This window comes from Deinococcus marmoris DSM 12784 (assembly GCF_000701405.1).
GTDB classification, from domain to species: Bacteria; Deinococcota; Deinococci; order Deinococcales; family Deinococcaceae; genus Deinococcus; species Deinococcus marmoris.
The window spans coordinates 14,888-38,028 of the sequence record NZ_JNIV01000044.1 but is presented as its reverse complement, the minus strand read 5'-3'; the positions used below and the strand labels follow the sequence as shown (position 1 = coordinate 38,028).

At 65.7% G+C, this 23,141-nt stretch carries 20 protein-coding genes, 1 tRNA gene, 1 other RNA gene and 1 riboswitch; of the genes, 6 read left to right on the top strand and 16 right to left on the bottom strand.

The genetic code is table 11. The annotated features are described in order from the left end of the window. The 3 genes from Q319_RS26245 to Q319_RS0111990 all read right to left on the bottom strand — a co-directional run. Positions 1-211, bottom strand: a 211-nt coding sequence (locus Q319_RS26245; RefSeq protein ID WP_029482707.1) for a transposase, incomplete at its 3' end; no start/stop codon positions are given. A 169-nt stretch (positions 212-380) separates the two neighbouring features. After that, the gene (gene lpdA / locus Q319_RS0111995; RefSeq protein ID WP_029482741.1) at positions 381-1,784 is read right to left on the bottom strand and encodes a dihydrolipoyl dehydrogenase; all 1,404 of its coding nucleotides are present in this window, start codon (positions 1,782-1,784) and stop codon (positions 381-383) included. Between the two features lie 123 nt (positions 1,785-1,907). After that, positions 1,908-3,152, bottom strand: a complete 1,245-nt coding sequence (locus tag Q319_RS0111990; RefSeq protein ID WP_029482740.1) for a cytochrome P450 — start codon at positions 3,150-3,152, stop codon at positions 1,908-1,910. A 60-nt stretch (positions 3,153-3,212) separates the two neighbouring features. Here Q319_RS0111990 and Q319_RS0111985 point away from each other — a divergent pair, with 60 nt between their 5' ends. Next, on the top strand, positions 3,213-3,875 hold the full coding sequence (locus Q319_RS0111985; RefSeq protein WP_029482739.1) for a hypothetical protein: 663 nt from the start codon (positions 3,213-3,215) through the stop codon (positions 3,873-3,875). Here the strand turns inward: Q319_RS0111985 and hemW are convergent. The 3 genes from hemW to Q319_RS0111970 all read right to left on the bottom strand — a co-directional run bounded on the left by hemW (position 3,872) and on the right by Q319_RS0111970 (position 6,769). Next, on the bottom strand, positions 3,872-5,149 hold the full coding sequence (gene hemW, locus Q319_RS24500) for a radical SAM family heme chaperone HemW (RefSeq protein ID WP_245619163.1): 1,278 nt from the start codon (positions 5,147-5,149) through the stop codon (positions 3,872-3,874). The genes Q319_RS0111985 and hemW overlap by 4 nt on opposite strands. Before the next feature lie 221 nt (positions 5,150-5,370). Beyond that, positions 5,371-5,865: a hypothetical protein gene (locus tag Q319_RS0111975; protein WP_029482737.1), complete on the bottom strand. Its 495-nt coding sequence runs from the start codon at positions 5,863-5,865 to the stop codon at positions 5,371-5,373. A 34-nt stretch (positions 5,866-5,899) separates the two neighbouring features. Next, on the bottom strand, positions 5,900-6,769 hold the full coding sequence (locus Q319_RS0111970; protein WP_029482736.1) for a sulfurtransferase: 870 nt from the start codon (positions 6,767-6,769) through the stop codon (positions 5,900-5,902). A gap of 386 nt (positions 6,770-7,155) precedes the next feature. Here Q319_RS0111970 and ssrA point away from each other — a divergent pair. Both ssrA and Q319_RS0111965 read left to right on the top strand, forming a co-directional pair. After that, positions 7,156-7,508, top strand: a transfer-messenger RNA (tmRNA) gene (gene ssrA / locus Q319_RS26240). A gap of 59 nt (positions 7,509-7,567) precedes the next feature. Further along, a tRNA-Leu gene (locus tag Q319_RS0111965) sits at positions 7,568-7,649 on the top strand. A 109-nt stretch (positions 7,650-7,758) separates the two neighbouring features. Here Q319_RS0111965 and Q319_RS0111960 read toward each other — a convergent pair. Further along, positions 7,759-8,607 (bottom strand): alpha/beta fold hydrolase, encoded by an 849-nt coding sequence (locus tag Q319_RS0111960; RefSeq protein WP_029482735.1) that lies wholly within the window; start codon positions 8,605-8,607, stop codon positions 7,759-7,761. Between the two features lie 111 nt (positions 8,608-8,718). Between Q319_RS0111960 and gatB the strand changes: the two genes are divergently transcribed. Then, a complete protein-coding gene (gatB, locus tag Q319_RS0111955) occupies positions 8,719-10,173 on the top strand; it encodes an Asp-tRNA(Asn)/Glu-tRNA(Gln) amidotransferase subunit GatB (protein WP_051655339.1) in 1,455 nt (484 codons plus the stop codon). 181 nt (positions 10,174-10,354) lie between these two features. Next, positions 10,355-11,035: a hypothetical protein gene (locus tag Q319_RS0111950; protein ID WP_051655338.1), complete on the top strand. Its 681-nt coding sequence runs from the start codon at positions 10,355-10,357 to the stop codon at positions 11,033-11,035. A gap of 80 nt (positions 11,036-11,115) precedes the next feature. On the opposite strand, the gene Q319_RS0111945 is transcribed toward Q319_RS0111950, so the two are convergent. The 8 genes from Q319_RS0111945 to Q319_RS0111910 form a co-directional block, all read right to left on the bottom strand. Then, positions 11,116-11,826, bottom strand: coding sequence for an ankyrin repeat domain-containing protein (locus Q319_RS0111945; RefSeq protein ID WP_245619164.1), 711 nt, complete (start codon positions 11,824-11,826; stop codon positions 11,116-11,118). Between the two features lie 78 nt (positions 11,827-11,904). Then, a complete protein-coding gene (locus Q319_RS0111940; RefSeq protein ID WP_029482731.1) occupies positions 11,905-13,185 on the bottom strand; it encodes an NAD(P)/FAD-dependent oxidoreductase in 1,281 nt (426 codons plus the stop codon). A gap of 102 nt (positions 13,186-13,287) precedes the next feature. Further along, positions 13,288-14,955, bottom strand: a complete 1,668-nt coding sequence (locus Q319_RS0111935; RefSeq protein ID WP_034414853.1) for an MDR family MFS transporter — start codon at positions 14,953-14,955, stop codon at positions 13,288-13,290. After that, positions 14,952-15,434, bottom strand: a complete 483-nt coding sequence (locus Q319_RS0111930) for a MarR family winged helix-turn-helix transcriptional regulator (protein WP_029482729.1) — start codon at positions 15,432-15,434, stop codon at positions 14,952-14,954. The genes Q319_RS0111935 and Q319_RS0111930 overlap by 4 nt, the downstream gene beginning before the upstream one ends. Positions 15,435-15,524: 90 nt before the next feature. After that, entirely contained in the window at positions 15,525-15,983 is a 459-nt protein-coding gene (locus tag Q319_RS0111925) for an NUDIX domain-containing protein (protein ID WP_029482728.1), read from the bottom strand. 8 nt (positions 15,984-15,991) lie between these two features. Next, a complete protein-coding gene (gene eutC, locus Q319_RS0111920) occupies positions 15,992-16,768 on the bottom strand; it encodes an ethanolamine ammonia-lyase subunit EutC (protein WP_029482727.1) in 777 nt (258 codons plus the stop codon). Beyond that, positions 16,765-18,150: an ethanolamine ammonia-lyase subunit EutB gene (locus tag Q319_RS0111915; RefSeq protein WP_281173836.1), complete on the bottom strand. Its 1,386-nt coding sequence runs from the start codon at positions 18,148-18,150 to the stop codon at positions 16,765-16,767. Before Q319_RS0111915 ends, eutC begins: the two co-directional genes overlap by 4 nt. Before the next feature lie 81 nt (positions 18,151-18,231). Beyond that, positions 18,232-19,452, bottom strand: coding sequence for a CynX/NimT family MFS transporter (locus tag Q319_RS0111910; protein ID WP_029482725.1), 1,221 nt, complete (start codon positions 19,450-19,452; stop codon positions 18,232-18,234). 113 nt (positions 19,453-19,565) lie between these two features. Further along, positions 19,566-19,667, top strand: a riboswitch (TPP riboswitch). Positions 19,668-19,737: 70 nt separating this feature from the next. Here Q319_RS0111910 and Q319_RS0111905 point away from each other — a divergent pair. Then, positions 19,738-20,772, top strand: coding sequence for a thiamine ABC transporter substrate-binding protein (locus Q319_RS0111905; protein WP_029482724.1), 1,035 nt, complete (start codon positions 19,738-19,740; stop codon positions 20,770-20,772). A gap of 302 nt (positions 20,773-21,074) precedes the next feature. On the opposite strand, the gene uvrB is transcribed toward Q319_RS0111905, so the two are convergent. Then, a complete protein-coding gene (gene uvrB / locus Q319_RS0111900) occupies positions 21,075-23,090 on the bottom strand; it encodes an excinuclease ABC subunit UvrB (protein ID WP_029482723.1) in 2,016 nt (671 codons plus the stop codon). Between the last annotated feature and the right edge of the window lie 51 nt (positions 23,091-23,141).

Genomic DNA, 23,141 nt, shown 5'->3' with positions numbered 1-23,141 from the left:
GAAAGTACGAATACACCGTCTGCCACGCTGGAAAGTCATGCGGCAGGTTTCTCCAGGCAATGCCGCCCTGCAAGACGTACATGATCGCGCACAGCACCTCGTAGAGATCGACCGTGCGTGGCCGCCCTCCTGGCTTGGCAGAGGGGAGGAGTGGTTCGAGCCGCTTAAACTGGGCTTGGGTCAGGTCCGACGAGTAAGGCTTGCGTTTCACACCTCAAGCTTGCCACCGGGTCTGACCCTTTATAAACGCGCTCTAAGGGGAGGTGCCCCGAAGGGGCGGAGGGGTTAAACCGCAGATAGCCACCCCATAGCACCGCCCGACAACCAAAAAAGCGGCCCTGGCACGAGCATCTGCTCCCAGGGCCGCCTTCCTCTTCCTCTTACTTGTTCATGATGTGGATGGCCTGCTTATGCACGGCTTCCGCCGCTTCCAGCACGGCCTCGCCCAGCGTGGGGTGGGCGTGGATGGTCAGGGCGATGTCGCTGGCGGTGGCGGCCATTTCCAGTGCCAGACCCGCCTCGCCCAGCAGATCGGAGGCGTGCGGCCCCACGATATGCACGCCCAGCAGCAGATCGGTGTCTTTCTCCACCACCATTTTCACGAAGCCGTCGGTGGCTTGCAGGGTCATGGCGCGGCCAGAGGCACTCAGGGGGAAGATGCCAGTTTTGACCTCGTAGCCCTTCTCTTTGGCCTCGGCTTCGGTCAGGCCCACCCAGGCCAGTTCGGGACTGGTGTAGACCACGCCGGGAATGGCGACGGCGTCCTGCTCGGAGGGTTTGCCCGCGATGACCTCGGCGGCCACCAGCCCTTCCTTCATGGCCTTGTGCGCCAGCATGGGGTTTCCGGCCACGTCGCCGACGCTGTAGATGTGCGGCACGTTGCTGTGCTGGCGGGTGTCGGCGGGGATGAAGCCGCGCTCGGTGACATGCACACCTGCCGCCTGAACGTTCAGACCATCGGTGCGCGGACGGCGGCCCACGGCCACCAGCACGCGGTCAAAGACTTCCGTGGTCTTCTCGCCGGTCTTGACGTTTTCCAGCTCGACATGTACGCCGTCGCCCTTCTTCTCGGCCTTATTCGCCTTGGTCTCGGTGGCAATCTTGATGCCCTGCTTTTTCATGATCTTGGCGAATTCCTTGACCGCGTCGGCGTCGGCACCGGGGATGATGTTGGGCAGGAACTCGATGACCTTCACTTCGCTGCCCATGTTGTTGTAGACGTGCGAGAACTCGAAGCCGATCACGCCGCCGCCCACGCATAGCATCCGCGCCGGGACTGGGTCAGGCATTACCAGCGCGCCGGTGCTGTCCACGATCACGTCCTGATCCACGTCCAGCCCCGGCAGCTTGGCGGGTTCAGAGCCGGTGGCGATGATGAAGTTGGCCGCCGTGTAGGTCTTGTCGCCCACCTTGACGGTGTGGGGATCGACGAAGCTGGCCTCGCCGATCAGGTGCGTGACCTTATTGGCCTTGAACAGTGCGCCCACGCCGCCGGTCAGCTTTTTAACAATCCCGTCTTTCCAGCCGTTGAGCTTGGCGATGTCCAGCTTCTGCTCACCAAAGGTCAGGCCGAAGTCGGCGGCGTGGCGGGCGGCGGCGATCTGCTCGCCCGCGTGCAGCATGGCCTTGGTGGGAATGCAGCCCACGTTCAGGCACACGCCGCCCAGGGAATCGCGCTCCACGCACGCCACCTTCAGGCCGAGTTGCGCGGCGCGGATGGCCGCGTGGTAGCCGCCGGGGCCAGCGCCGATTACCAGTACGTCAAAATCCATTGGCTTGGTCATGGAAGCAGTCTAACGCCCGTTTGGGTGGGCGTCAGTAACCTGCTGGGATAGCTGGACACGGGGGATTGACAACGCGGAGTGGTGGGTCTGTGTGGGGCTATTTACGCGGTCCCAGCGGTATTCTCAGTCCACCCGCACATCCAGCCGCTGCACGCCGCGCAATACGGGATTGGGTTTGAAGGGCGGATTGTTGTCCGTGACGCGCAGCCTGGGAAAGCGCGTGGCGATGGCGGCGAAGGTCTCGCTGATTTCCAGCCGTGCCAGACTGGCCCCCAGGCAGTAGTGCGGCCCGGCGGCCAGGGCCAGATGGCGGTTGCTGTTCGGGCGCTCCCAGTCGATGCGGTCAGGATCGGTGAACACCCCCGGATCACGGTTAGCCGCCCCCAGAATCAGTTGCGCGAGGTTGCCGCCGGGCAGGGTCATGTCGCCCACGCCCACGTCCGCGCTCAGGGTGCGGCCATCGAACTGGACGGGCGAGACCACGCGCAGCAGTTCGTCGGCCACGTTGGGGTGGCGGGGGTTTTCCACCAGGGCGGCCCAGGCGTCCGGCTGGCGAGAGAGTTCCAGCAGGCCACCTGGAATCAGATTGCTGGTGGTCTCGTGTCCGGCGGCCAGCAGCAGCACCGCGTTGGACAGCAGTTCATCGCCGCTGAGACGTTCGCCCCCGTCCTGGGCGGCGCTCATGGCACTCAGCAGGCCCGGTTGCGGCTTGGCGCGCAGTTCGTCGGCCAAGTCTTGGAAAAAAGCGCGCATCTCGCGGGCGTCGGCGTCGATGCGGCCCATCAATTCGGGGGACTGGTTCATGCCGCCCAGCAAGTCGGCCACACTCTGTGTCCAGCCCACGAACTTGGCCTCGTCGTCGCCCTTCAGACCCAGCATGCCCATGATCACGCGGGCGGGCAGCGGGTTGGACAGATCCGCCACGATGTCCCCGCCGCTCCGCGCCGCCATGTCGTCCAGCAGGGTGTCCAGCAGTGAGCGCACCAGTTCGCGCTGTTCCTCCACGACCCTGGGTGTAAAGGCCGCGCTCACCAGACTGCGTAAACGCTGGTGCGACTGGCCGTTGTGAAACAGCATCATGGATTGCAGCAGGCGCACGCCCTCGGAACCCTCGCCGTCCAGATTCTGAATGCCGTTGCCGCTGAGGGCATGCGGTGAGCGCAGCACCGCCGAGCAGGCCGCGTGGCCGGTCAGAAACAGGGCTTTCCAGTCGGGAAACTGCGCTTCCAGCACGCCGCCGTCGCTCAGCGCCCGCACCCGCTCGTAGGCGGCGTAGGGATTCGCCAGAGACTGTGGGTCCCACAGGGCATTGACGGCGCTGCCAATCGCGGCGGCGCGGTCCTGATTCATCAGCTCAGAGGTGGTCATGCTGTAGCCTGCACCTTTCTCTACTCGGCACTCAAGCCGCCGTGTCGAGTAGTCTGATCCATGCCCCGAATCTGGCAACAGGTGACCGCCCCGGACGCCGTGAAGGTGTTCCTGTCGGGCCGCGATCTGCCCGTGCTGGCGGCGCTGATGCAGACAGAGTGGGCAGTTGCGTCGCTGGCTGCATCACTGCACCTGCCGCTGAACGCCACGCACCACCGCGTGCGCCGTCTGCTGCGGCTGGGGCTGGTGCGCGAAACGCGGCTGGAAGCCCGCCGGGGCCGCCCGATCCGCCATTACCGCGCCAGTTCGGAAGGCTATCTGGTGCCGTACCACGCCACGCCGCTGGGTTCGCTGGAGGAACTCGTCGGCGTTTACGAGCAGGAGTTCACGGTCCGTTTTCTGCGCGCGGTGGTGGGGGCGGCCACTCCACTGGTCAGCGACGAGCGCGAAATCGGGCTGCGCGTTTTTCTGGATGGGGGAGAGGTGTCCTTCGACGTGACGCCCACCGCCGGGGCCTTTCAATACGCCGATCTGCTGCGTCCAGATCGTCCGGCCCTGCTTCTGAACTGGGGGACGCTGCACCTGGATTCGGCAGACGCCAAGGCCCTCCAGCACGAGTTGAGCGAGTTGCACGCCCGTTACGCCGCTCTGCATGGCCCCGAGCGTTACCTCCTGCGCCTGGGTCTGACGCCCGATGTGCCGGGGGACGAGATGGGAGGTTAAGCCTCCAGGAAGTCGGTCACCACGCGGTTCAGCACCCACCAGCCCGCAGGCGTGGCCCTTAGCCATGTTCCGTCCAGTTCCAGCCAGCCGCGTTCCACATTGGCGGCGATGGCTCCGGCGTAGCGCGCCCGCACGTCCAGCCCACTGCGTTTCGAGAGGTCATCCAGATCGATGCCCGTCCGCAGCCGCAGCCCCATGAACAGCGCGTCGGTGACGTATTCCTCGGCGTCGATGGCCTCCGCCTCGCCCTGATCGCCAGTCAGCCAGATGTGGAGATGGGGGTTGGTGCGCCGGGTGGTGAGGGGGTTGTGGGTTGTGGGCTGTGGGTTGTGGGACAAGGAGCCTGAATCTGCTTTTGGCATACGGTTTGACGGTTCAACGCTCAGACCGTTTGATACCTCTTCCTCAGACCCTTTGACCCTTTGACCCTTAGACCCCGGCACAGCCGGATACTGCCCCGCCGCCCCCGGCCCCAGTCCCAGGTACGTGCGGTTGTTCCAATACGCCAGATTGTGCTGCGATTCCTGACCGGGCCGTGCGTAATTGCTGATCTCGTAGCGGCTGAACCCGTGGGTGGCTAGCAGCTCTTCAGTACGCTCGAAGCCCGCGCGCTCGTCGTCCTCGGCCACGGTCACGCCGCGCCGGGCAAATTCGGTGCCGGGTTCGATGGTCAGGGTGTAGGCGCTGATGTGGTCCACACCCAGGGCCACCAGACCGTGAATATCGCTGTCCAGCGGCTGCCCCGGCACGGCGGTGATCAGGTCGCCGGACACCCGCAGGCCCGCCCCGAGCAGGGTGGTCACGGCCTCGCGCGCCCCCGCCGCGTCGTGCTGGCGGCCCAGGAACTTCAGGGTGGCGTCGTCCAGACTCTGCACGCCCACGCTGGCGCGGTCAAAACCCAGCCCCTTCCACAGCGTCGCCCGCGCCGGGCTGACCGTGCCAGGGTTGATCTCCAGCGTGTTCTCCTGGCGGCCCCAGCCCAGATGACGGCGAATACTGCCCACCAGCGCCGTGATTTCGGCGTCGCGCAGAAAGCTGGGGGTGCCGCCGCCCAGATACACGGTGTCCAGCTCAACCGCGTACTGGGAGGCCAGCCACGCCGCCTCCTGCTCCAGCCGCTCCAGATACGCCTCCACCTGTCCACTTTTGCGGGTCAGCACATGGAAATCGCAGTACGGGCAGATGCTGGGGCAGAACGGGACGTGGACATAGAGGTGGCGCACCGTCTGGTCAAGGACGGGTACGTTCAGCAGCGGCGGGGTGGGAGAACTCACTGCCCGGAGTCTAAGCGCGGGCGTAGGCCAGACACCGTGAGGACGGGCGGGGCGGGTGTGAGGCCACCCCGTCTGGACTCCGCTGGGACGGCTGCCCCGTCCACCCCCCTCCCAGCCTCCCCCGCAGGGGGGGAGGAGCAAAAAGCCCGTGTTCTTGGGCTGCACAGGAAGTTTTAGAGGCCACTCTCAGACCCTTCGACTCTTGACCCTTTGACCGCCCCTCAGCGCCCATGCGGCGTGGCGTCCATCCACTCCTCCAGAGCCTTCTGAAGTGTCGCCGCTGTCGTCACGATCACGGCCACATCTAGCGAGGCCACCGCCGAGGCTGCCGCGTTCTGGCCTTTGCGCTTGCCTGTTTTGAGTTCAGCGGGTGCAGTCCAGGCAGGGAAAGAACCGCCCTCGGCATATTTCACACCGCCCGCGTCAGAAATCAGGGCTTCGGACACCGCTACTTCTGGCCCAGCGGACAGAGTCTGCTTGCCGATGACCAGCACGCCGCGCGGCCCTGTTTCGCGCACGGCGGTCAGCAGCGGCGTCAGGCCGTCGTGGACGATCAGTTCCACGGTTCCCTTGCCGTCCACGGCGGCCAGAGCTTCCGGCAGGAGGGCGGCCAGCTCGGCGGGCGCGGCCACCAGCCACGGGTGGCCCCCGGCGCGGCCCTCGAAACTGGCGTGGGCGCTGCCGTAAATGTCGGTCCAGGTGCGGGTGTGCTGCATGGTGTTCAGCATAGGCGAGTTCGGGAGAGGCGGATTATTCGCCGCCCTCCTCGCCCAGTGCCACGGCCCGCGCGTCGTCGCTGATCCAGTCGCTCCATGATCCGCCGTACAGGCGATTGTCCGGCCCCAGTGGAACACCCGCCAGCTCGCGCGCCAGCAGGTTGGGCGTGGCACTCACCCCGCTGCCGCAGTAGATGATGGTGGGAGCGTTCCCCGCGTCCAGCCGATCCGCCTGCAACCCGCCGCCCTGCCAGTGGCCCGCAGCGTCCAGCGCGCCGCTCCAGTCGCGGTTGACTGCCCCTGGAATATGCCCTGCCTTCATGTCCATCGGTTCGGTCTCGCCCCGGTAGCGGGCAGGCGCACGCGAGTCGATTAAAAGCGTGTCGGGGGCGCGGCTTTGCACGTCCCCGGCAGTTGCCACAAAGCCGGGTTGCACATCTGGATTAAAGGTGGCGGGCGCGTGTTCCGGGTCTGCCGCGTCCACCGCGCCACCCGCCTCTAGATACGCGGGCCAGCCGCCGTCCAGCACATAAACCTGTGTGTGCCCCAGCCAGCGCAGCAGCCACCACGCGCGGGCGGCGTAGAAGCCCTGCCCGGTGCTGGGATCGTCGTAGGCCACCACCACGCTACCGTTGCCGATGCCCACGCTGCCCAGCCACTGCGCCAGCGCCGCCGGGTCAGGCAACGGGTGACGCCCGCCCGCGCCGTTCTCCTGGACGGGGCCGCTGAGGTCCGTCTCCAGATCGGCGTAGCTGGCCCCCGGCACATGGCCTTCCATGTATGCAATGCGGCCCACCAGCGGATCGGTCAGGGCGTAGCGGCAGTCCAGCACACGCAGGTTGGCGTCTTGCAGATGGGCTACCAGCCACTCGGCTGATTTCAGGGGAGAGGAGAGATGGGTCATGGGACAGGCTACACTGCCCGGCCCGGCAACTCTTGAAAGGGTCAGAAATAAAAAGTCCGCCCTTTCGGACGGTGATAGGACAAATATAGCGCCGGATGCAGCATTTGTCAATTTCATGCAAGCCCTGCTGAAAAAGCCATCCCAGACAGCATTTTTCGCATCTTTGCGAAGAAGAGAGTGCATAGCGCTGCCTGCCCCTCGCCCATGCCAGAGGCTTTTGAAATCAGCCCCCACCTTATTTGCAAGGGCCGCTGGGTGGCGCAATATGAGGCCGACTCTGAATGCAGCAAAAAGCCTGCCGGGCAGCGTAAATAGTGGAAATGGTCTATGTACTTTCTACCTGTGGCTGCTAGAATGTTGGTGTCGGTGAAAGCCGATCAACATCTGGGGGTGACCCGGTTTCGACAGGGGAACTGAAGGCGCTGTTGCGTGTCGAGGATTCCGTTGGCCTCGTAAAAAAACGGAAAAGCCATTAACTGGCAACCAGAACGAATTCGCTTACGCTGCATAAGCTAAGCCAGTGACCGTGAAGCCCCGCCTTTGGCGTCGCGCGAGCTGAAACAAAAGAAGGCTAGTCCGGGCGATGTTCTGTAGTCCAGGGCGAAACTAAACAGAAATAAGGAAGGGGGAAACCCGCCCACTGGTGGCCCCTGACCCGACAATCAAACAGTGGGATACACACGTAGACGCACGTTGGACGGACTTTTGGACGGCGGTTCGACTCCGCCCACCTCCACCACAAGGAAGACCCTGCCACCCCGGCGGGGTTTTTCTCTATATTGAATGTACCCATAGTGGGCCGGGATGGCGGAAGGGTAGACGCATTCGACTTAAAATCGAACGGGAAACCGTGCGGGTTCAAATCCCGCTCTCGGCACCAGATCCCCCCGCTTAAGGCGGGGCTTTCTTTTGTCCGGCGGGGGCTTTACGGCTTCGGCTCCTTCGAGCGACTCGCTTCGAGTTTAAGAGTGATGGCGGCCTTTCCTGACCTAGCTGTCCACCTGCGCCCGCAGCCATTCCAGCGCCGCCTCACCGGAATTCAGGACCGAGATGTGGCCGTCTTCGGGACTTCTCCACAGTTCCGCCGTGGGGCAGTGGGCCAGCAGCCATTCGCTGTGCGTGCTGGGAACCACGCGGTCCTGCGTACCGTGCAGCAACAGAAGGGGCGCGTCAATCCACGACGGCTCAAAGCCCCACGGCGCGACGTAGGCCAGATCGTCGGCGATCAAGCCACCGGGGCCGTGCTTCATCGCTGGCCCCACCACGCTGTTCAGCCACTTCCACGAACTGGAGAGGGCGGCGTAATCGGCGGGCGTGAACGTTTCGGGGTCAAATTCGGGGTCTGACGCCTCGTAAGCCTCTTTCGCCGCGCGTCCCTCGGCAGCCGCCCGTAACGACGCCGCGCCCGAGGGATTCATGCCACCGAAGTAATCCAGACCAGCCGCCCCATACGGAGCCAGTCCCGCCATGCAGACCACGCCCAGCACCCGCCCCGGCAGCAGCGCGGCACAGGCCAGAGCGTGCGGCCCGCCCCCTGAGTGGCCCATCACCGCAAATTCGCCAATGCCCAGCGCGTCCGCGATCTGTTCCACATCCCGCGCCGCTGAAGCCACATCCCGGCCCGGCAGTGGAGAGGAACCGCCATAGCCGGGGCGATCATGCGACACCCAGCGGAGATTCAGCCGCCTCGCCGCCTCAAAAAGAGGTTCGGGCGGCGCTCCGATGTTGGGCGTGCCGTGGTGCCAGAACACGGTCAGCGGATTATTCAGCCCCTCCCTGCCCGTGTCGTAGATGTGGAGGGTGCGGCCATCATTGAGGATCAGATCGGTTTCGGCCATGGGTGGACCTCCTTTATGTGTGGGGCTATTTTAGCATTGAGATTCTGTTACAGGAGAATTTAGCCTGAATTCTCCTCTTTCGCCCCGCGCCCCGGCGCTATCCTGCCCCTCATGTCTCAAGCGGCCCCATCCTCAACAACCCAGGCTTCGACAACCCCATACGCGGTGGTGATCGGTTTAGAGGTTCATCTGCAACTGCGGACGCGCAGCAAGATTTTCAGCGACTGTCCCGCCGACTACCACGGTGCGGCCCCCAACACCTTCACCGATCCGCTGACGCTGGGCCTGCCCGGCACGCTGCCCACCCTCAACCGCGAGGCCGTGGAGCTGGGCATCATGTTCGGCCTGGGCCTGAACTGCGACGTGTCCGGCTTCACGCAGTTTCACCGCAAGAATTACTTTTACCCCGACGCGCCCAAGAACTTTCAACTGTCGCAATATGACCGCCCCATTGCGCGGGACGGCTATCTGGACATCGGCGGCACGCGAATCCGCATCATGCGCGCCCATCTGGAGGATGATGCGGGCAAGCTGATGCACCCGGCCTACGCGCCCTACAGCCTGCTGGACCTCAACCGCGCCGGGTCACCGCTGATTGAAATGGTGACGGAAGCAGACATCACCAACGCCGAGCAGGCCCGCGCCTTTTTAGAAACGGTGCAGGCCATCGCGCAGGCGCTGGGCGTATCCGACGCCACCCCGGAAGAGGGCAAGATGCGCTGCGACGTGAACCTCAGCGTTCACAGGCCCGGCGAGCCGTGGGGAACCAAGTGCGAGGTCAAGAACCTCAACTCGTTCCGCAGCGTGGAGCGGGCCATTGTGTATGAAACGGCCCGGCAGACGCGTGTGCTGGACGGCGGCGGGCGCATTACCCAGGACACGCTGGGCTGGGACGAGGGCGGCGGCAAGACCTTCCTGATGCGGACCAAGGAGGGCGAGGCCGATTACCGCTACTTCCCCGAACCCGATCTGCCTCCGCTGGACATCACCCCCGAATGGATCGAGCGCGTGCGGGCGCGGATGCCCGAGCTGCCCGCGCAGAAGCTGGAGCGCTATCTGGCGGCGGGCGTGCGCGAAAACGACGCCGTGACGCTGAGCCTGAATGTGGGTCTGTCGCGCTTTTACGATGAGGCGCTGACGGCGGGCGCGGACGCCCAGAAACTTGCGAATTGGTTGCTGACCGATGTTACGGGCGCTCTGGCGGCCTCCGAAACGAGTCTGAGTCAATCGGCTCTGCAACCCGTCCACCTTGCGGCCCTGGTGCGACTGATCGACGCCGGAACCATCAGCGGCAAGATTGCAAAAGAGTTACTGCCCGACGTTCTGGCAGGCCACGATCCCGCCGCGCTGGTGAAGGAGCGTGGGCTGAGCGTGGTCACGGACACAGGCGCAATCGACGCGGCCATCGACGCCGCCATGAGTGCCGATCCGGCCACGGTGGAAAAGGTGCGCGGCGGCAACGCCAAGGCCATGAACGCGCTGTTCGGCCCGGTGATGAAGGCGATGGGCGGCAAAGCCAAGCCGGAAGTGGTGCGCGAACGCCTGACGCACAAGCTGGGGCTGTGAGAAAGCGCCCCCTCTCCTTCGGAGCTGTACCAGCCACCCGCCGCTACGCGGCACCCTCTCCCCGTGGTAGAGGGTCAGGGGATTGGAGATTGAGCGTTTTCGCCCTGGCCCACCCAGGCATCAAAAAAGCCCTCTCCTGGGGGAGAGGGTTGGGTGAGGGGTCCCCAACGCAGGCCGCACCATGAACCTCATCCCTGCCCTCCCCCTCTCGCGCTGGCGGGCGCTGGCGCTGGGTTTCCTGTGGGCGCAGGTGGTGGCGGTGTTCGGCACGGTGGCCTTCGTGCTGCTGCGGGGAGCGCCGGGGCCGCAGCAATGGATCAATGCCCTCGACGCCCTGCTGGGCGCACTGGTGCTGACGTGGTGGACGCTGGTGTTCACGCGCCTGAGTGCCGGACAGGCCACCGGGCCGGGAAACGGTCCCCTGCGCGCCCTGACCGCCGCGTTTCCGTGGCTGACCTCCTTCCGGGCGGCGCTGTGGGGCGTGACCCTGCTGGGCCTGTCGACAGGCGCGGCCCCCGAGGCCAACACGCTGGCCCTGACGGCGCTGATGACCGTGTGGGGCGCGGCGATCCTGGCCAGCAACGCGGTCAACGGCTCGCTGGTGCGGCTGGCCCCGGAACCGGAAAACCCGGCAAACCGCAAACGGCTGATGGACTGGCTCAACCTCTCGGCGGCGCTGGCGCTGGGCATGGCGGTGCTGAATGTGGTGCCCATCGTGGGTTTTTCCGCCAGCACCACGCTGCCGTCTCAGGTGATTTACGGCTTGGTCGGCGTGCTGGACGTGACCGCCACCGTGCTGGCCCTGTGGGCGCTGATGGCACGGGGCGGGCTGGTGGAGAAGCAGACCGCCAAGGGCGGATAGCTCAGGCGGGTTCCGTGTGTTTTCCTCTCATGTCCGCTCAAATCAGGCCGTTTTTGCAAACGGTTGAAGCCGAGTCGGCATCAGCCCCCGCCCAGCAACTTCACCATCTCCACGTAACCGCGCTGGCGGGCGTGTTGCAGCGGGGTCACGCCCTCGCGGTCCGCGATCTGGCGGTCTGCGCCGTGGGCCAGCAATTCGCGCACGATCCCGGTGTGGGTTGGGCCGCCGTCGCCCAGGATCACCGCTTCCAGCAGGGCGGTCCAGCCCAGGTTATTGACGTGGTTCACGTCGATCTGCGTGGTCCGTAAAATCTCGCGCACGTAGGGCAGATGGCCCCGGTCAGCGGCGGGAATCAGGGCGGTGCCGCCGAAGCGGTTGGTGCGGGTCAGGTCTGGATTGGCCTTCAGGACCTCGCGCAGCATGGCGACGCTGCCGGTCTCGCCCGTGACCAGCAGGGCGTTGCTGCGCTGGCTGTCCTGCGGATCGGGGTCCGCACCCGCCGCGATCAGGGCGCGGGCCACCACCACATGATCCCCCTTCGCCGCCCAGGTCAGCGCCGTGCGTCCGCTGCCGTCGGCGGCATCGGCGGACGCCCCCGCTTTCAGGAGGGCCTGGACCCGTTCCAGATCGCCGTTTTCTGCGGCCTGGAGGAGTTGTGAGTCCAATTCACTTGATCTGGTGGTGGTCACGGTGGCCCCCTTCGCGCTGCCTGCCGCCCCTGCCAGCATGGGCAACAGCGGCAGGCCGCCCAGCAGGGTCAATCCGAGCATCCATGTCCTGGACAGCTTCATCACGCCCCACATCCTAGCCCGGTATCCTGGCCCGGCGGAACCCGACTGCCTTTCGCGGAAGGTTGCCACTCTCCCGGCTCAGGCTCCCCGTGGACGGCTCAGCGCGGTCAGATCGTTCAGCACAATTGCCGCCGCCTTCTCGCCGCTTTCCATCGCCCCCTGAATGCCGCTCATGGAGGTGATTTCGGAGGCCAGAAATACGCCTTCCATGTTCGTGGCGTGGCCGGGTAGGGTGTCCGCATAGCTCGGCGGCTGCGGGTACTGCGCGTGCGGGATGCGCTCCACCGCCAGCGTCCGCAAGCCGGAGACCGCCGCCTCGCCGTACCAGTGTTCCAGCTCGCCGCGCACGCAGGCGTCCAGTTCGGCGTCATCCTCCGCATGATTTCCCAGTAGCGTGACCGCCAGTAAATGCTGACCCGGCGGCACCCGCCCCGGCAGCACGTTGCTGAGCCACTGGGCATTGTTGATGAGTCCGGTTTCGGCGTTCAGCAGCAGCCGGGGCTGATCGTCGATCTGTTTATGGGCGGCGTAATACAGGTAGGTGCTGCCCAGGCTCCCGCGCGAAACGTCCTGGCCCAGCAGCCCCGCCGCCGTGTTCGGATCGGTGGCGACGATCACGTTGCGGGCGTCCAGTTCGCCACTGGGGGTCTGAAGGGTGACGTGTGAACCGTGCGCCCTCAAATCTGTCACGCGCACGTTGACCTGAATGTCCAGTCCACTTGCCAACTGCTGCGGAATGGCCCCGATGCCTGCGCGGGGCAGCGCCGCACCGCCGTCGATCAGCATACGGAGGTAATAGCGGAACAGCCGCGCGGAGGTGTCCAGCTCGCGCCGCAGGAAGATGCCGCCGAAGAAGGGGCGGAAGAAGTTGTCCAGCGCCGATTCGCTGAAGCCCTGACCGCGCAGGTAACTCTCGGTGGTCTCGTCGGGGCCAGTCAGCAGGGTGTGGGGCGGCGCAAGTAACACGGCCAGCGCCAGTTTGCCCACCCGCAGTTTGTCGGCCACGCTCAGCACCCCCGTCGTGAGCGTGCTGGGCAGCGCCGCCGGATCGCGCCGGGGGTCGCCCAGCACGTCCTCCCGCTTGCCACGCCGCACCGCAGCCGAGGGCGGAATGGGGACCAGATCCAGTGCCTCCAGATCAAGATTTCGTTTCACTGCCGGGTAGCTGGGAAACAGCACCTGATACCCGGCGTCCAGTGTGAAGCCGTCCACCACGCGCGAGCGCACCCGTCCGCCCAGCGCCCCCGAAGCCTCCAGCACCCGCACCCGCTGCCCGGCCCGGCTGAGAATGCGCGCCGCCGTCAGCCCCGCGAGGCCCGCGCCCACCACCACTGTGTCTAGTTGCCGCGTGTCGTGCATGGGTCACAGGGTACGGGATTGGGTGCGGGGGGACGCAAGAAGAAAGCCCCAGCGCTGGCCAGGGCTTCTCTGCATTTCCTCATTTCTCCTGCGCGGCAATCTTCAATCCGTCGCCTGCGCGCTCACCTGCACGTTCGCGGCCTCGGCCTTCACGCCGTTCACCTCTACCGTGTGCGTCTGGCGGCCCAGCAGCGGGCGCTCGGGCAGCAGCAGGGCGGCGATAAAAGCCAGCCCCACCAGCGCCGCCGAGACCAGAAAGACCTCGCCAATCGCGCCCACCATCACGTTTCTCAGGGCCGCCGTGATCTGCGAGAGCAGTTCGGGCTGCCCCAACTGTTGCAGGGCCGCGCCTACCTGCGCGCTGGCTTCCGGGCTGGTCAGCAGATTGGGACTGGCGATGGCGTCCTGCAAGGGAGCGGGCAGGGTCTTTGCGGCGGCGGGGAGCTGTGCGCCCAGCTTCGCGGCCAGTTGCGCGTTGACCAGCGCCCCGAACAGGCTGACCGCCAGCGTGCCGCCGATCTGCTGGAAGAATTGGTTGCCCGCCGTGGCGCTGCCCAGCTTCTCGCGCGGGGCGGCGTTCTGCACGGCCAGAACGAGCTGGCTGTTGACCGGCCCCAGACCCAGCCCCAGCAGGATCATGGTGCCCACTGCCAGCCACATCGGGGTGGTCAGGCTCAGCGTGGAGGCCAGGACCAGGGCGGCGGAGGCCAGCAGCGCCCCGCTGACGATCAGTTTCTTGTAGCGCCCGGTGCGGCTCACGAACTGTCCGGCCAGGGTGCTGGTCAGGATCATGCCGCCCATCAATGGGGCCAGGGCCAGACCGCTGCCCGCCGCGCTGCTGCCGCGCACGCCCTGCATGTACAGCGGCAGGTACAGAATCGCGGCGTACATGCCCGCGCTCACCAGAAAGGCGGCCAGCGAGGCGGTGGCGATGCTCCGGTCTTTCAGCAGTCCCAGGTCCAGAATGGGCCGCGCCTGACGGCGGCTGTGCAGCGCATAGCCCACGCCCAGCGCCAGCACCCCGGCCAGCAGGCCCAGAATCTGTGGGCTGCCCCAGGCGTAGGTGGCTCCGCCCCAGGACACCGCCAGCGTCAGCATGGTGACCGTACCGGCCAGCAGCGCCGCGCCTAAGGCGTCAAAGCTGCGGCCCGTGCCTTCGGCCACCACCGGCTTGGGCAGCCGGAAGTAGCGCCAGATGAAATACGCCGCCAGCAGCGCAAAGGGCAGGTTCACGAAGAACACGCTGCGCCAGCCCAGGTGATCGGTCAGGAAGCCGCCCACCAGCGGCCCCACCACGCTGGACACGCCCCAGACGGCCCCGGTGTAGCCCTGGTAGCGCCCGCGCTCAATCGGGGTAAAAAGGTCTGCAATCGCCGTGAAGCTCATCGCCATCAACGTGCCGCCGCCGATGCCCTGTAATGCGCGCAGCACGATCAGTTGCTCCATGTTCTGCGCGAAGCCCAGGCCCACGCTGCCCAGCGCGAATATCGCGATACCCAGCAGGATCAGCGGGCGGCGGCCCACGCGGTCACTGATGGTGCCCACGATGGGAATGGTGATGGTGGTGGCCAGCGCGTAGGCGGTGAAGGCCCAGGCGTACAGGTGAAAGCCGCCGAGGTCACTGATCACGCGCGGCATGGCGCTGCCCACCACCGTCAGGTTCAGGCTGGACAGGAACAGCACAGTCAGGATGCCGATAAAGGCCATGATCCTGTCGCGCTCATTGAGGCCGGAGTGGCTCTGGACTGCGGGACTGATGGGGGTACTCATGTATGGACCTCTTCAGGAAGGGGAAGGCTCAGGGCGTCGTGAAAGTCCTGCATGGCCCTGAGTGCCGCCCCGATCCGTTGCGGCGGCAGATGGCCGAAGTGCGAGGCGACGATGGCCTGCCCGGTTTCGCGGGTGCGGGCGCGGGTGGCCACGCCCTGTGGGGTCAGGCGCAGGTGAAAGCAGCGCAGATCCGCAGGGTTGTTGACGCGCTCCACCAGCCCCGCCGAGACCAGCTTGGACACGATACGCGTCACGGTGGGGGCGGGCAGATTCTGCTTGCTGGCAATCCGGCCCGGTGTCTGCTCGCCGTCCATGACCGAGGCCAGCACCAGCAGTTCCTTGGTGTTCAGGCCCAGCGCGGTTTCCAGCGGCTCGTCCAGCGCCTGCCGGAAGCGCCGCGACAGCCGCAGCGTCAGCCGGATCAGGTCATACAGCCCGTCTGGCGGCGTTGCAATTGGGGGAGATGTGGGTAAACTCATTTCATCTGGAAGTATTTCAGATGAAAGGGAGTGCGGCAAGCCGAAGTCGTCCCTGGCCGGGGAACATGATGGAAGAACCAATGCCGGGTGTCAGGGGGAAAGAATCCGCACGCCATCCACCCCGTCCAGTTGCTCGGTGAGCCACGCGCCGCGCGACAGGTGGGCGTCCAGCACGCCGGGCAGCCACGGCAGGCAGTCGTCCGGTAGGGCGTCGGGGGCAAACCAGCCCACTTCGGAGGTCTTGTCCAGCGGCGACGGTTCCCCATCCCACTCGCGGGTCAGAAACAGGAAATCGGTGCCCTGCATCCCGCCGATGTCAAAGCGGGACACGCCCAGGGCTGTCAGCGAGGCCGTCTCTACTTTCAACCCCACTTCTTCCTGGGTCTCGCGCACGGCAGCGTCCACCAGCGCCTCGCCGCGTTCCACCCGTCCGCCCGGCAGGCCCCACCGGCCATTCATGTAGGTTGTGCCGTCGCGGCGGCCCAGCAGCACGCGCCCGGACCCGTCCTGCACAACCAGCCAGGCGATGAGATAGAAAGGGGAGTTCATGGGGCAGTTTAGCTGTGTGGGAGCGGAGCAAAGTCCCCCGGCGGTTCGCCGCCCTCGTCCTTGAGCGCCACGCCGCTGAGTTCCCGGCGCAGCGCCTGCCGGATCAGGTGCGCCAGCCGCCACGCCGCCCCCCGCACGCCCAGCCCCGCCGGGCGGATGTTGGACACGCAGTTGCGCGCCGAATCGCGCGTCTGGATTTGCGGGGCGTAAGTCAGGTACGCGCCCAGGCTGTCGGGGCTGCTCAGGCCGGGGCGTTCGCCGATCAGGACGAGGACGAGTTTTGCGCCTACGGCCAGGGCCACGCCGTCGCCCAGCGCCACCCGCGCCTGCCGCGCCAGAACGACCGGGCCGACGCTCAGACCCGCCCCGCGCAATTCAGGGAGCAGCAGCGCCAGCAGCGGCCCCACATGCGCCAGCGCCCCCGCCGAGAGGCCGTCCGCCACGACGATCACGACATCGGCTGGGGGCTGGCCTTCCAGTTCCGCCAGCGATTCGGGGGCCAGGGTGCGCCCTAAATCCGGGCGGCGCAGGTATTCGGCACGGTCTGCGGCGCGGCTGTGGACGTGCAGAACCACCTCTCCGGCAGTTTGTAGAGACTCCGCCAACGCTTCAAAATCGGCGGCAACATGAACGGCGTCCCGTGCCGCCGCGTGCGCCGCGTTGAACTTGAGTAGCTCCCGCGTCGGCATGGATGTTCCCGCCCGTCCCAGCGCGATCCGGGCGTCGGTAAATTCTTTCAGCGAGGCCCAGGGAGTCAGATCGCCCGGCTGTGGGGGGTCTGTCACCTGCCCAGCCCTGCCGTTCCCATCAATTCGCGGAGTTGTGCCTGACCCGGCAGCGTCAGACCTCCATCCCGGCTCAGTCCCACCGTTTCCAGCCACGCGGCAAATTCTGGCGCGGGCGGGCGATCAAACATGCGGCGCAGATACCACGCGTCGTGAAAGCTGGTGCTTTGATAGTTCAGCATGATGTCGTCCGCCCCTGGCACGCCCATGATGAAGGTCACCCCCGCCGCGCCCAGCAGGGTCAGCAGGGTGTCGGTGTCGTCCCCGTCGGCCTCGGCGTGGTTGGTGTAGCAGATGTCGCAGCCCATCGGCAGACCCAGCAACTTGCCGCAAAAGTGGTCCTCCAGCCCCGCGCGGATGATCTGCTTGCCGTCGTACAGGTACTCCGGGCCGATAAACCCCACCACGGTATTGACCAGCAGCGGGCGGTAACGGCGGGCCACCGCGTAGGCGCGGGCTTCCAGCGTGCCCTGATCCACGCCGTGGTGGGCGTTGGCGGATAGGGCGCTGCCCTGCCCGGTTTCAAAGTACATCACGTTGTCGCCGAAGCCTCCGGCCAGTTCCTCACCGCGCCGCAGCTCCAGCGCCGCCGCGTGGGCCGTGTCCAGTAGCGCCAGATCAATGCCGAAGCCGCTGTTGGCGTCCTGCGTGCCCGCCACACTCTGAAACACGAGGTCCACCGGAGCGCCGCGCGCCATCGCCTCCAGCGTGTTGGTCACATGCGTCAGCACGCAGCTCTGCGTCGGTACGCCGGTTCGCTGGCGGAAGTCGTCCAGCAGGCGCAGCAGGCCCACGCAACTGTCCACGCTGTCCAGCGCGGGATTGATCCCGATCACCGCGTCGCCGCAGCCGAACATCAACCCGTCCAGCGTGCTTGCCAGGATGCCGCGCGGATCGTCGGTGGGGTGGTTGGGTTGCAGCCGCGTGCTGAAGCGCCCCCGCAGCCCCAGCGTGGTGCGAAAACGCGTGACCACCTCCACTTTTGAGGCCACCAGAATCAGGTCTTGCACCCGCATCAGCTTGCTGACGGCAGCCACCATTTCGGGGGTCAGGCCGGGTGCCAGGGCCACCAGCACTTCAGGTGTGGCCTCGTCGCCCAGCAGCCAGTCGCGGAATTCGCCCACGCTAAGACTGGACACAGGTGCGAAGGTCGCCGCGTCGTGGCTGTCCACGATCAGGCGCGTGACCTCATCGGTCTCGTAGGGAATCAGCAGCTCCTCCAGAAACAGCCTGAGGGGCAGGTCCGCCAGAATCTGCCGCGCCGCCTCGCGTTCCTGGGCGCTGCCCGCCGCAAGTCCCGCCAGCTCGTCGCCGGATTTGGGCGGACTGGCGCAGGCCATCACCCGCCGCAAATCGGGGAAGCTGAAGTGCTGGTGGCCCAGGGTCAGATGGTACGTGGGCGGCTCCAGTGTGGGGAGAGGGGCATGGAGCAGTTTAGACGCGGAGAGTGATCTGGAGAAAGGTCATGCTCTTGCTTCCCGGATGCCCCGTCCCGCCGCCACTCCAGTCACCAGCACCAGACCCGTCATGGCCAGCAAAAAGATCAGCGGCACATGCCAGTCGCCCGTGAGATCGTGCAGCGCCCCGAAAATAAAGGGGCCACTGGCGGCCAGCGCGTAGCCGAAGCCCTGTGCCATTGCAGAAAGCTGGGGCACCTGCGTCACGTCCTGCGCCCGCACCGCAATGAACATCAGCGCCAGCGGAAAGGTGCTGCCCGCGCCGATGCCCATCATCAGCAGCCAGGGCAAGGGCGTCAGCGGCGACAGCAGCAGGCCGGTGATGCCTGCCGCGCTGACCAGCGCCGTCGCCACCGCCAGCGGAACCAGAAGTTTGGGCCGCGCCGCCAGCACCGGAACCGCCAGCGTAAAGGGCAGTTGCACCACGTTGGCAAACGCCAGCAGCAGCCCCGCCTGCGCCGCCGTGAAGCCGTTGTCCTGCAAGACCCTGGGCAGCCATGTCAGCCATGTAAAGAACACCAGAGACTGAAAGCCCATGTACAGCGTCACCGACAGCGCGTAGGGATTTTGCCACACCGACGGCCCCGAACCCCTCAGCGGGCGGGCGTGGGTCTGCCGCCCGAAGACAGTGGGCAGCCACGCCAGCACGCCAATCACGGCCAGCCCGATCCACACGCCCACCGACGAGCGCCATTGGCCGCCCAGCGCGGTCATCAGCGGCACGGCCACCCCGGAGGCCAGCGCCGCGCCGCCCACCACCGCCAGCGTGTACAGCCCGGTCATCGGCCCCACCCGCGTGGGGTAGTCGCGCCGGATCAGGCTGGGCAGCAGCACGTTGTTCAGGGCGATACCCGCGCCCACCAGCACCGTGCCGATCAGGATGATGGGCAGCGTCGCGCCAACCCGCAGCACGCTGCCCAGGCCGATCACGGCGGTGGCAAACAGGATGATGGTTTCGTTGCTGTAGCGGCGGCTCAGCAAGGGCGCAAGCGGTGCCAGCACGCCCCAGCACAGCAACGGTAGCGTGGTCAGCAGGCTCAGGGTGGCGGCGCTGACCTGAAACTCGGCCTGAAATTGAGACAGCAACGGCCCGAATCCGGCAATCGGCGGGCGCAGGTTCAGCGCCACCAGAATCAGCCCCAGGATCAGCAGCGGAGCGGCGGTGGGCCTTCGGCGTTGCTGGGGCGCGTCCGGCGCTGGGGGGATGGCGAGGTCCGGGCGGCTCATGCGGGCAGGCTAGCGCGTTCACTGACCACTGCGACTGTCTCTATTGACCAACTGTGAAGGCAGAAAATGACCCTGCGGTCCGCCTCTGACCCGTTCATTCTGCTACCTTGACCGTGCGTCACCGGGGGTGCCTGCCATTCATGGGCGGGCTGAGAAACACCCCAACGAACCTGATCCGGGTCATACCGGCGGAGGGAGCGTGACCGGCCAGCCCCGCAAGATTGCGGCGGTCTGGCCCCGCTTCCCCTCGTGACGCGAGGGGGCTTTTTTATGTTTAGGAACAGTATGCGTGTACAAGGTGTTTTGACAGCGGCTCTACTTCTGACGGGTGCGGCCAGCGCCCAGACCACCCTGACGGTCATTACCCACGACTCTTTTGACGTGGACAAGAAACTGGTGGCGTCCTTTGAAAGCGCGAATAACGCGAAGGTGCGTTTCGTGAAGGGCGGCGACGCCGGGGAGCTTCTCAATCGCCTGATCCTGACCCGCCGCGCCCCGCTGGCCGACGTGGTCTACGGCCTGGATAACAGCCTGATCAGCCGCGCAAAGCAGTTTGACCTGCTCCAGCCGTACAAGTCGCCCGAACTGGCGAAGGTTCCCGCCGCCTACCGTCTGGACGACGCGGGCCTGCTGAACACCATGGACTACGGCTACGTGGCCCTCAACTATGACCGGGAGTACTTCCAGAAAGCGGGTCTGGCCCTGCCCAGATCACTGGATGACCTGAAAACGCCGCAGTACGCCAAGTTGACCGTGGTTGCCAGTCCGGCCACCAGCAGCCCCGGTCTGGCTTTCCTGCTCGCCACGGTCAACCACTACGGCGAGGCGAACGCGTGGCAGTGGTGGCGCGACGCCCGCCTGAATGGCCTCAAGGTCACGCGCGGCTGGAGCGACGCCTACAACAAGGAATTCAGCCGCAACGGGGGGAAATATCCCATCGTGCTGTCGTATACCAGCAGCCCCGCCGCCGAGGTCTTCTACGCCGACAACTACGACGCCAAGAAGCTGCCCGCCCAGGCTCCTACCGCCAACCTGTTCCTCCCCGGCAGCACCTGGCTGCAATTGGAAGGCGTGGGCATCCTGAAGGGTGCCAAGCAGCCCGCCCTGGCCCGCAAATTCGTGGACTTCATGCTTGGCAAGGGCGTGCAGGCCGACATCCCCACCCGCATGTGGATTTACCCGGCGGTGGGCGGCACGCCGCTTGATCCGGTCTTCAAGTTCGCCACCCAGCCGGAGCTATCACCCATTAAAGCTGGCCTGACTACCAACCCACAGCGGCTGGTGGATACCTGGGTGACGCAGGTTCTGCGGGCGCGGTAGGGGAAACCTCTCTTCCAGACCCTCTGCGTGGCAGCTCTACGAGTCACCCCACGGAGAGGGGCTTTTTGATGCTTACTTGGCTGGGGCGGTGCTGTGTCGTGGGGCTACGTGGCCTTCTCTGCTGAGGATTCCGTCTGTTTCGCGCAGAAATCGGGACAGCGCCGATTCCTGCACTCCACGTCCGGAATCCGTTTTTCTCCTGCTCACTCCGTTCGGATTTTCAGGTGTTTTTAACACCTTTCAATCGGAGTCCGTATAACACGGGGAGAGGGTGCCGCAACAGCGGCGGGTGAGGGGTTCCCTTACCGCCGCCCACGCGCCCGCACCTTCTGCCCCGGCACCGTCGCCTGTTTGAATTCCTTGCCCTGCAACTTGGCCTCAATCGCCCGGATCTGATCGCGCAGACTGGCGGCCCGTTCAAAGTCCAGATCCTCGGACGCCTGCCACATGTCCAGTTCCAGATCGGTGAGCTGGGCGGTCAGGGCGTCTCGGTCACCCCCGACATTCGCGCTGCCGATTTCCTCCGGCTGTTCCTCGCCGCGAATGACGTTGCGCACGCCCTTGATAATCGTGGTGGGCGTGATGCCGTGTTCCACGTTGTAGGCGGTCTGCTTCTCGCGGCGGCGGGCGGTTTCGTCGATGGCCGAACGCATGGCGGGCGTCACCGAATCGCCGTACAGAATGACCTCGCCGTTCAGGTTGCGCGCCGCGCGGCCAATGGTCTGAATCAGGGCGCGTTCCGAGCGCAGAAAACCGGGCTTGTCGGCGTCCAGAATGGCAACCAGCGAGACTTCCGGCAAGTCCAGCCCCTCACGCAGCAGGTTGATGCCCACCAGCACGTCGTAATGGCCCAGCCGCAAGTCACGGATGATCACCTGACGCTCCACGCTGTCGATATCAGAGTGCATGTACCGCGCCTTGACCCCCTTTTCCAGCATGTATTCGGTCAGGTCCTCGGACATGCGCTTGGTCAGGGTGGTGACTAGGGTGCGCTCGCCCACCGCCGTCTTCGCGCGGATGCGGCCCAGCAGATCGTCGATCTGTCCGGTGATCGGCTGCACCGATACGGGCGGGTCTACCAGCCCTGTCGGGCGGATGATCTGATCGGCAATGCTGTCGCTGACCTCCCGCTCGAAGGGGCCGGGCGTGGCCGATACATACACCGTCTGCCCGGTCTTGGACATGAATTCCTCGGCGTTCAGCGGGCGGTTGTCCATTGCGCTGGGCAGGCGGAAACCGTAGTCCACCAGCGTCTGTTTGCGCGCCCGGTCCCCGTTCGCCATCCCGCCGATCTGCGGCACGGTTACGTGCGACTCGTCGATAAAGGTGATGAAGTCGTCGGGAAAGTAGTCCAGCATGGTGTACGGCGTCATGCCAGGGACGCGCCCGTCGATGTGGCGCGAGTAATTCTCGATGCCGGAGCAGTAGCCCAGCACCTTGAGCATCTCCAGATCGTAGAGGGTGCGTTCCTTGATGCGCTGGGCTTCAAGCAGCTTGCCGGTGGACTTGAAATATTCCAGCCTCTGCTCCAGCTCCTCCTGAATGGTCACGATGGCCCGCTCGATATTGCCTGCGCTGGACACGTAATGCTTGGCCGGGTAGACCACCGTGGCGTCCAGTTCGGCCAGTCGTTCGCCCGTCAGCGGATGCACCACGCCGATGCGTTCCACGTCGTCGCCCCACAGCTCGATCCGCAGCGGCTGCTCGTCGTACGCGGGCCAGACCTCGATCATCTCGCCCTTGACCCGGAAACGGCCCGGCATCATCTCGATGTCGTTGCGCTCGTACTGCATCCCGATCAATCGGCCCAGAATCTCGTCGCGGCCCACCGCATCGCCCTTCTTGAGAATCAGGTTCAGCGCCGTGTATTCCTTCGGATCGCCCAGGCCGTAGATACAGGATACGGACGCAACCACAATCGTGTCGCGCCGCGTCAGCAGGCTACGGGTGGTGGAGTGGCGCAGGCGTTCGATTTCCTGGTTGATCGCCGCGTCTTTCTCGATAAACAGGTCCTTGCCTGGTACGTAGGCTTCGGGCTGGTAGTAATCGTAGTAGCTGATAAAGAACTCGACGGCGGCGGTGGGGAAAAACTCGCGGAACTCGGAGGCGAGCTGCGCGGTCAGGATCTTGTTGGGGGCCATGATCAGGGCGGGGCGGCCCGTTTCCTCGATGACTTTCGCTACGGAGTACGTTTTTCCTGTGCCCGTCGCCCCCAGCAGCGTCTGGTATCGCAGTCCCGATTCCAGACCGTCCACCAGGGAGCGAATGGCGGTGGGCTGATCGCCGGACGGCGTGAACTCGGATTTGATCTTGAGCATCGGGGGAGACCTCCAGAGGAAAGGGGACAGGTAGAGTGGCAGACGCCGAAG

Excerpts from the sequence above, each read along its gene's own strand:
- lpdA (WP_029482741.1), bottom strand. The coding sequence starts at position 1,784 with ATGACCAAGCCAATGGATTTTGACGTACTGGTAATCGGCGCTGGCCCC.
- Q319_RS0111990 (WP_029482740.1), bottom strand. The coding sequence starts at position 3,152 with ATGACCACCTCTGAGCTGATGAATCAGGACCGCGCCGCCGCGATTGGC.
- Q319_RS0111985 (WP_029482739.1), top strand. The coding sequence starts at position 3,213 with ATGCCCCGAATCTGGCAACAGGTGACCGCCCCGGACGCCGTGAAGGTG.
- Q319_RS0111975 (WP_029482737.1), bottom strand. The coding sequence starts at position 5,865 with ATGCAGCACACCCGCACCTGGACCGACATTTACGGCAGCGCCCACGCC.
- Q319_RS0111970 (WP_029482736.1), bottom strand. The coding sequence starts at position 6,769 with ATGACCCATCTCTCCTCTCCCCTGAAATCAGCCGAGTGGCTGGTAGCC.
- Q319_RS0111960 (WP_029482735.1), bottom strand. The coding sequence starts at position 8,607 with ATGGCCGAAACCGATCTGATCCTCAATGATGGCCGCACCCTCCACATC.
- gatB (WP_051655339.1), top strand. The coding sequence starts at position 8,719 with ATGTCTCAAGCGGCCCCATCCTCAACAACCCAGGCTTCGACAACCCCA.
- Q319_RS0111950 (WP_051655338.1), top strand. The coding sequence starts at position 10,355 with ATGAACCTCATCCCTGCCCTCCCCCTCTCGCGCTGGCGGGCGCTGGCG.
- Q319_RS0111945 (WP_245619164.1), bottom strand. The coding sequence starts at position 11,826 with ATGAAGCTGTCCAGGACATGGATGCTCGGATTGACCCTGCTGGGCGGC.
- Q319_RS0111940 (WP_029482731.1), bottom strand. The coding sequence starts at position 13,185 with ATGCACGACACGCGGCAACTAGACACAGTGGTGGTGGGCGCGGGCCTC.
- Q319_RS0111935 (WP_034414853.1), bottom strand. The coding sequence starts at position 14,955 with ATGAGTACCCCCATCAGTCCCGCAGTCCAGAGCCACTCCGGCCTCAAT.
- Q319_RS0111930 (WP_029482729.1), bottom strand. The coding sequence starts at position 15,434 with ATGAGTTTACCCACATCTCCCCCAATTGCAACGCCGCCAGACGGGCTG.
- Q319_RS0111925 (WP_029482728.1), bottom strand. The coding sequence starts at position 15,983 with ATGAACTCCCCTTTCTATCTCATCGCCTGGCTGGTTGTGCAGGACGGG.
- Q319_RS0111910 (WP_029482725.1), bottom strand. The coding sequence starts at position 19,452 with ATGAGCCGCCCGGACCTCGCCATCCCCCCAGCGCCGGACGCGCCCCAG.
- Q319_RS0111905 (WP_029482724.1), top strand. The coding sequence starts at position 19,738 with ATGCGTGTACAAGGTGTTTTGACAGCGGCTCTACTTCTGACGGGTGCG.
- uvrB (WP_029482723.1), bottom strand. The coding sequence starts at position 23,090 with ATGCTCAAGATCAAATCCGAGTTCACGCCGTCCGGCGATCAGCCCACC.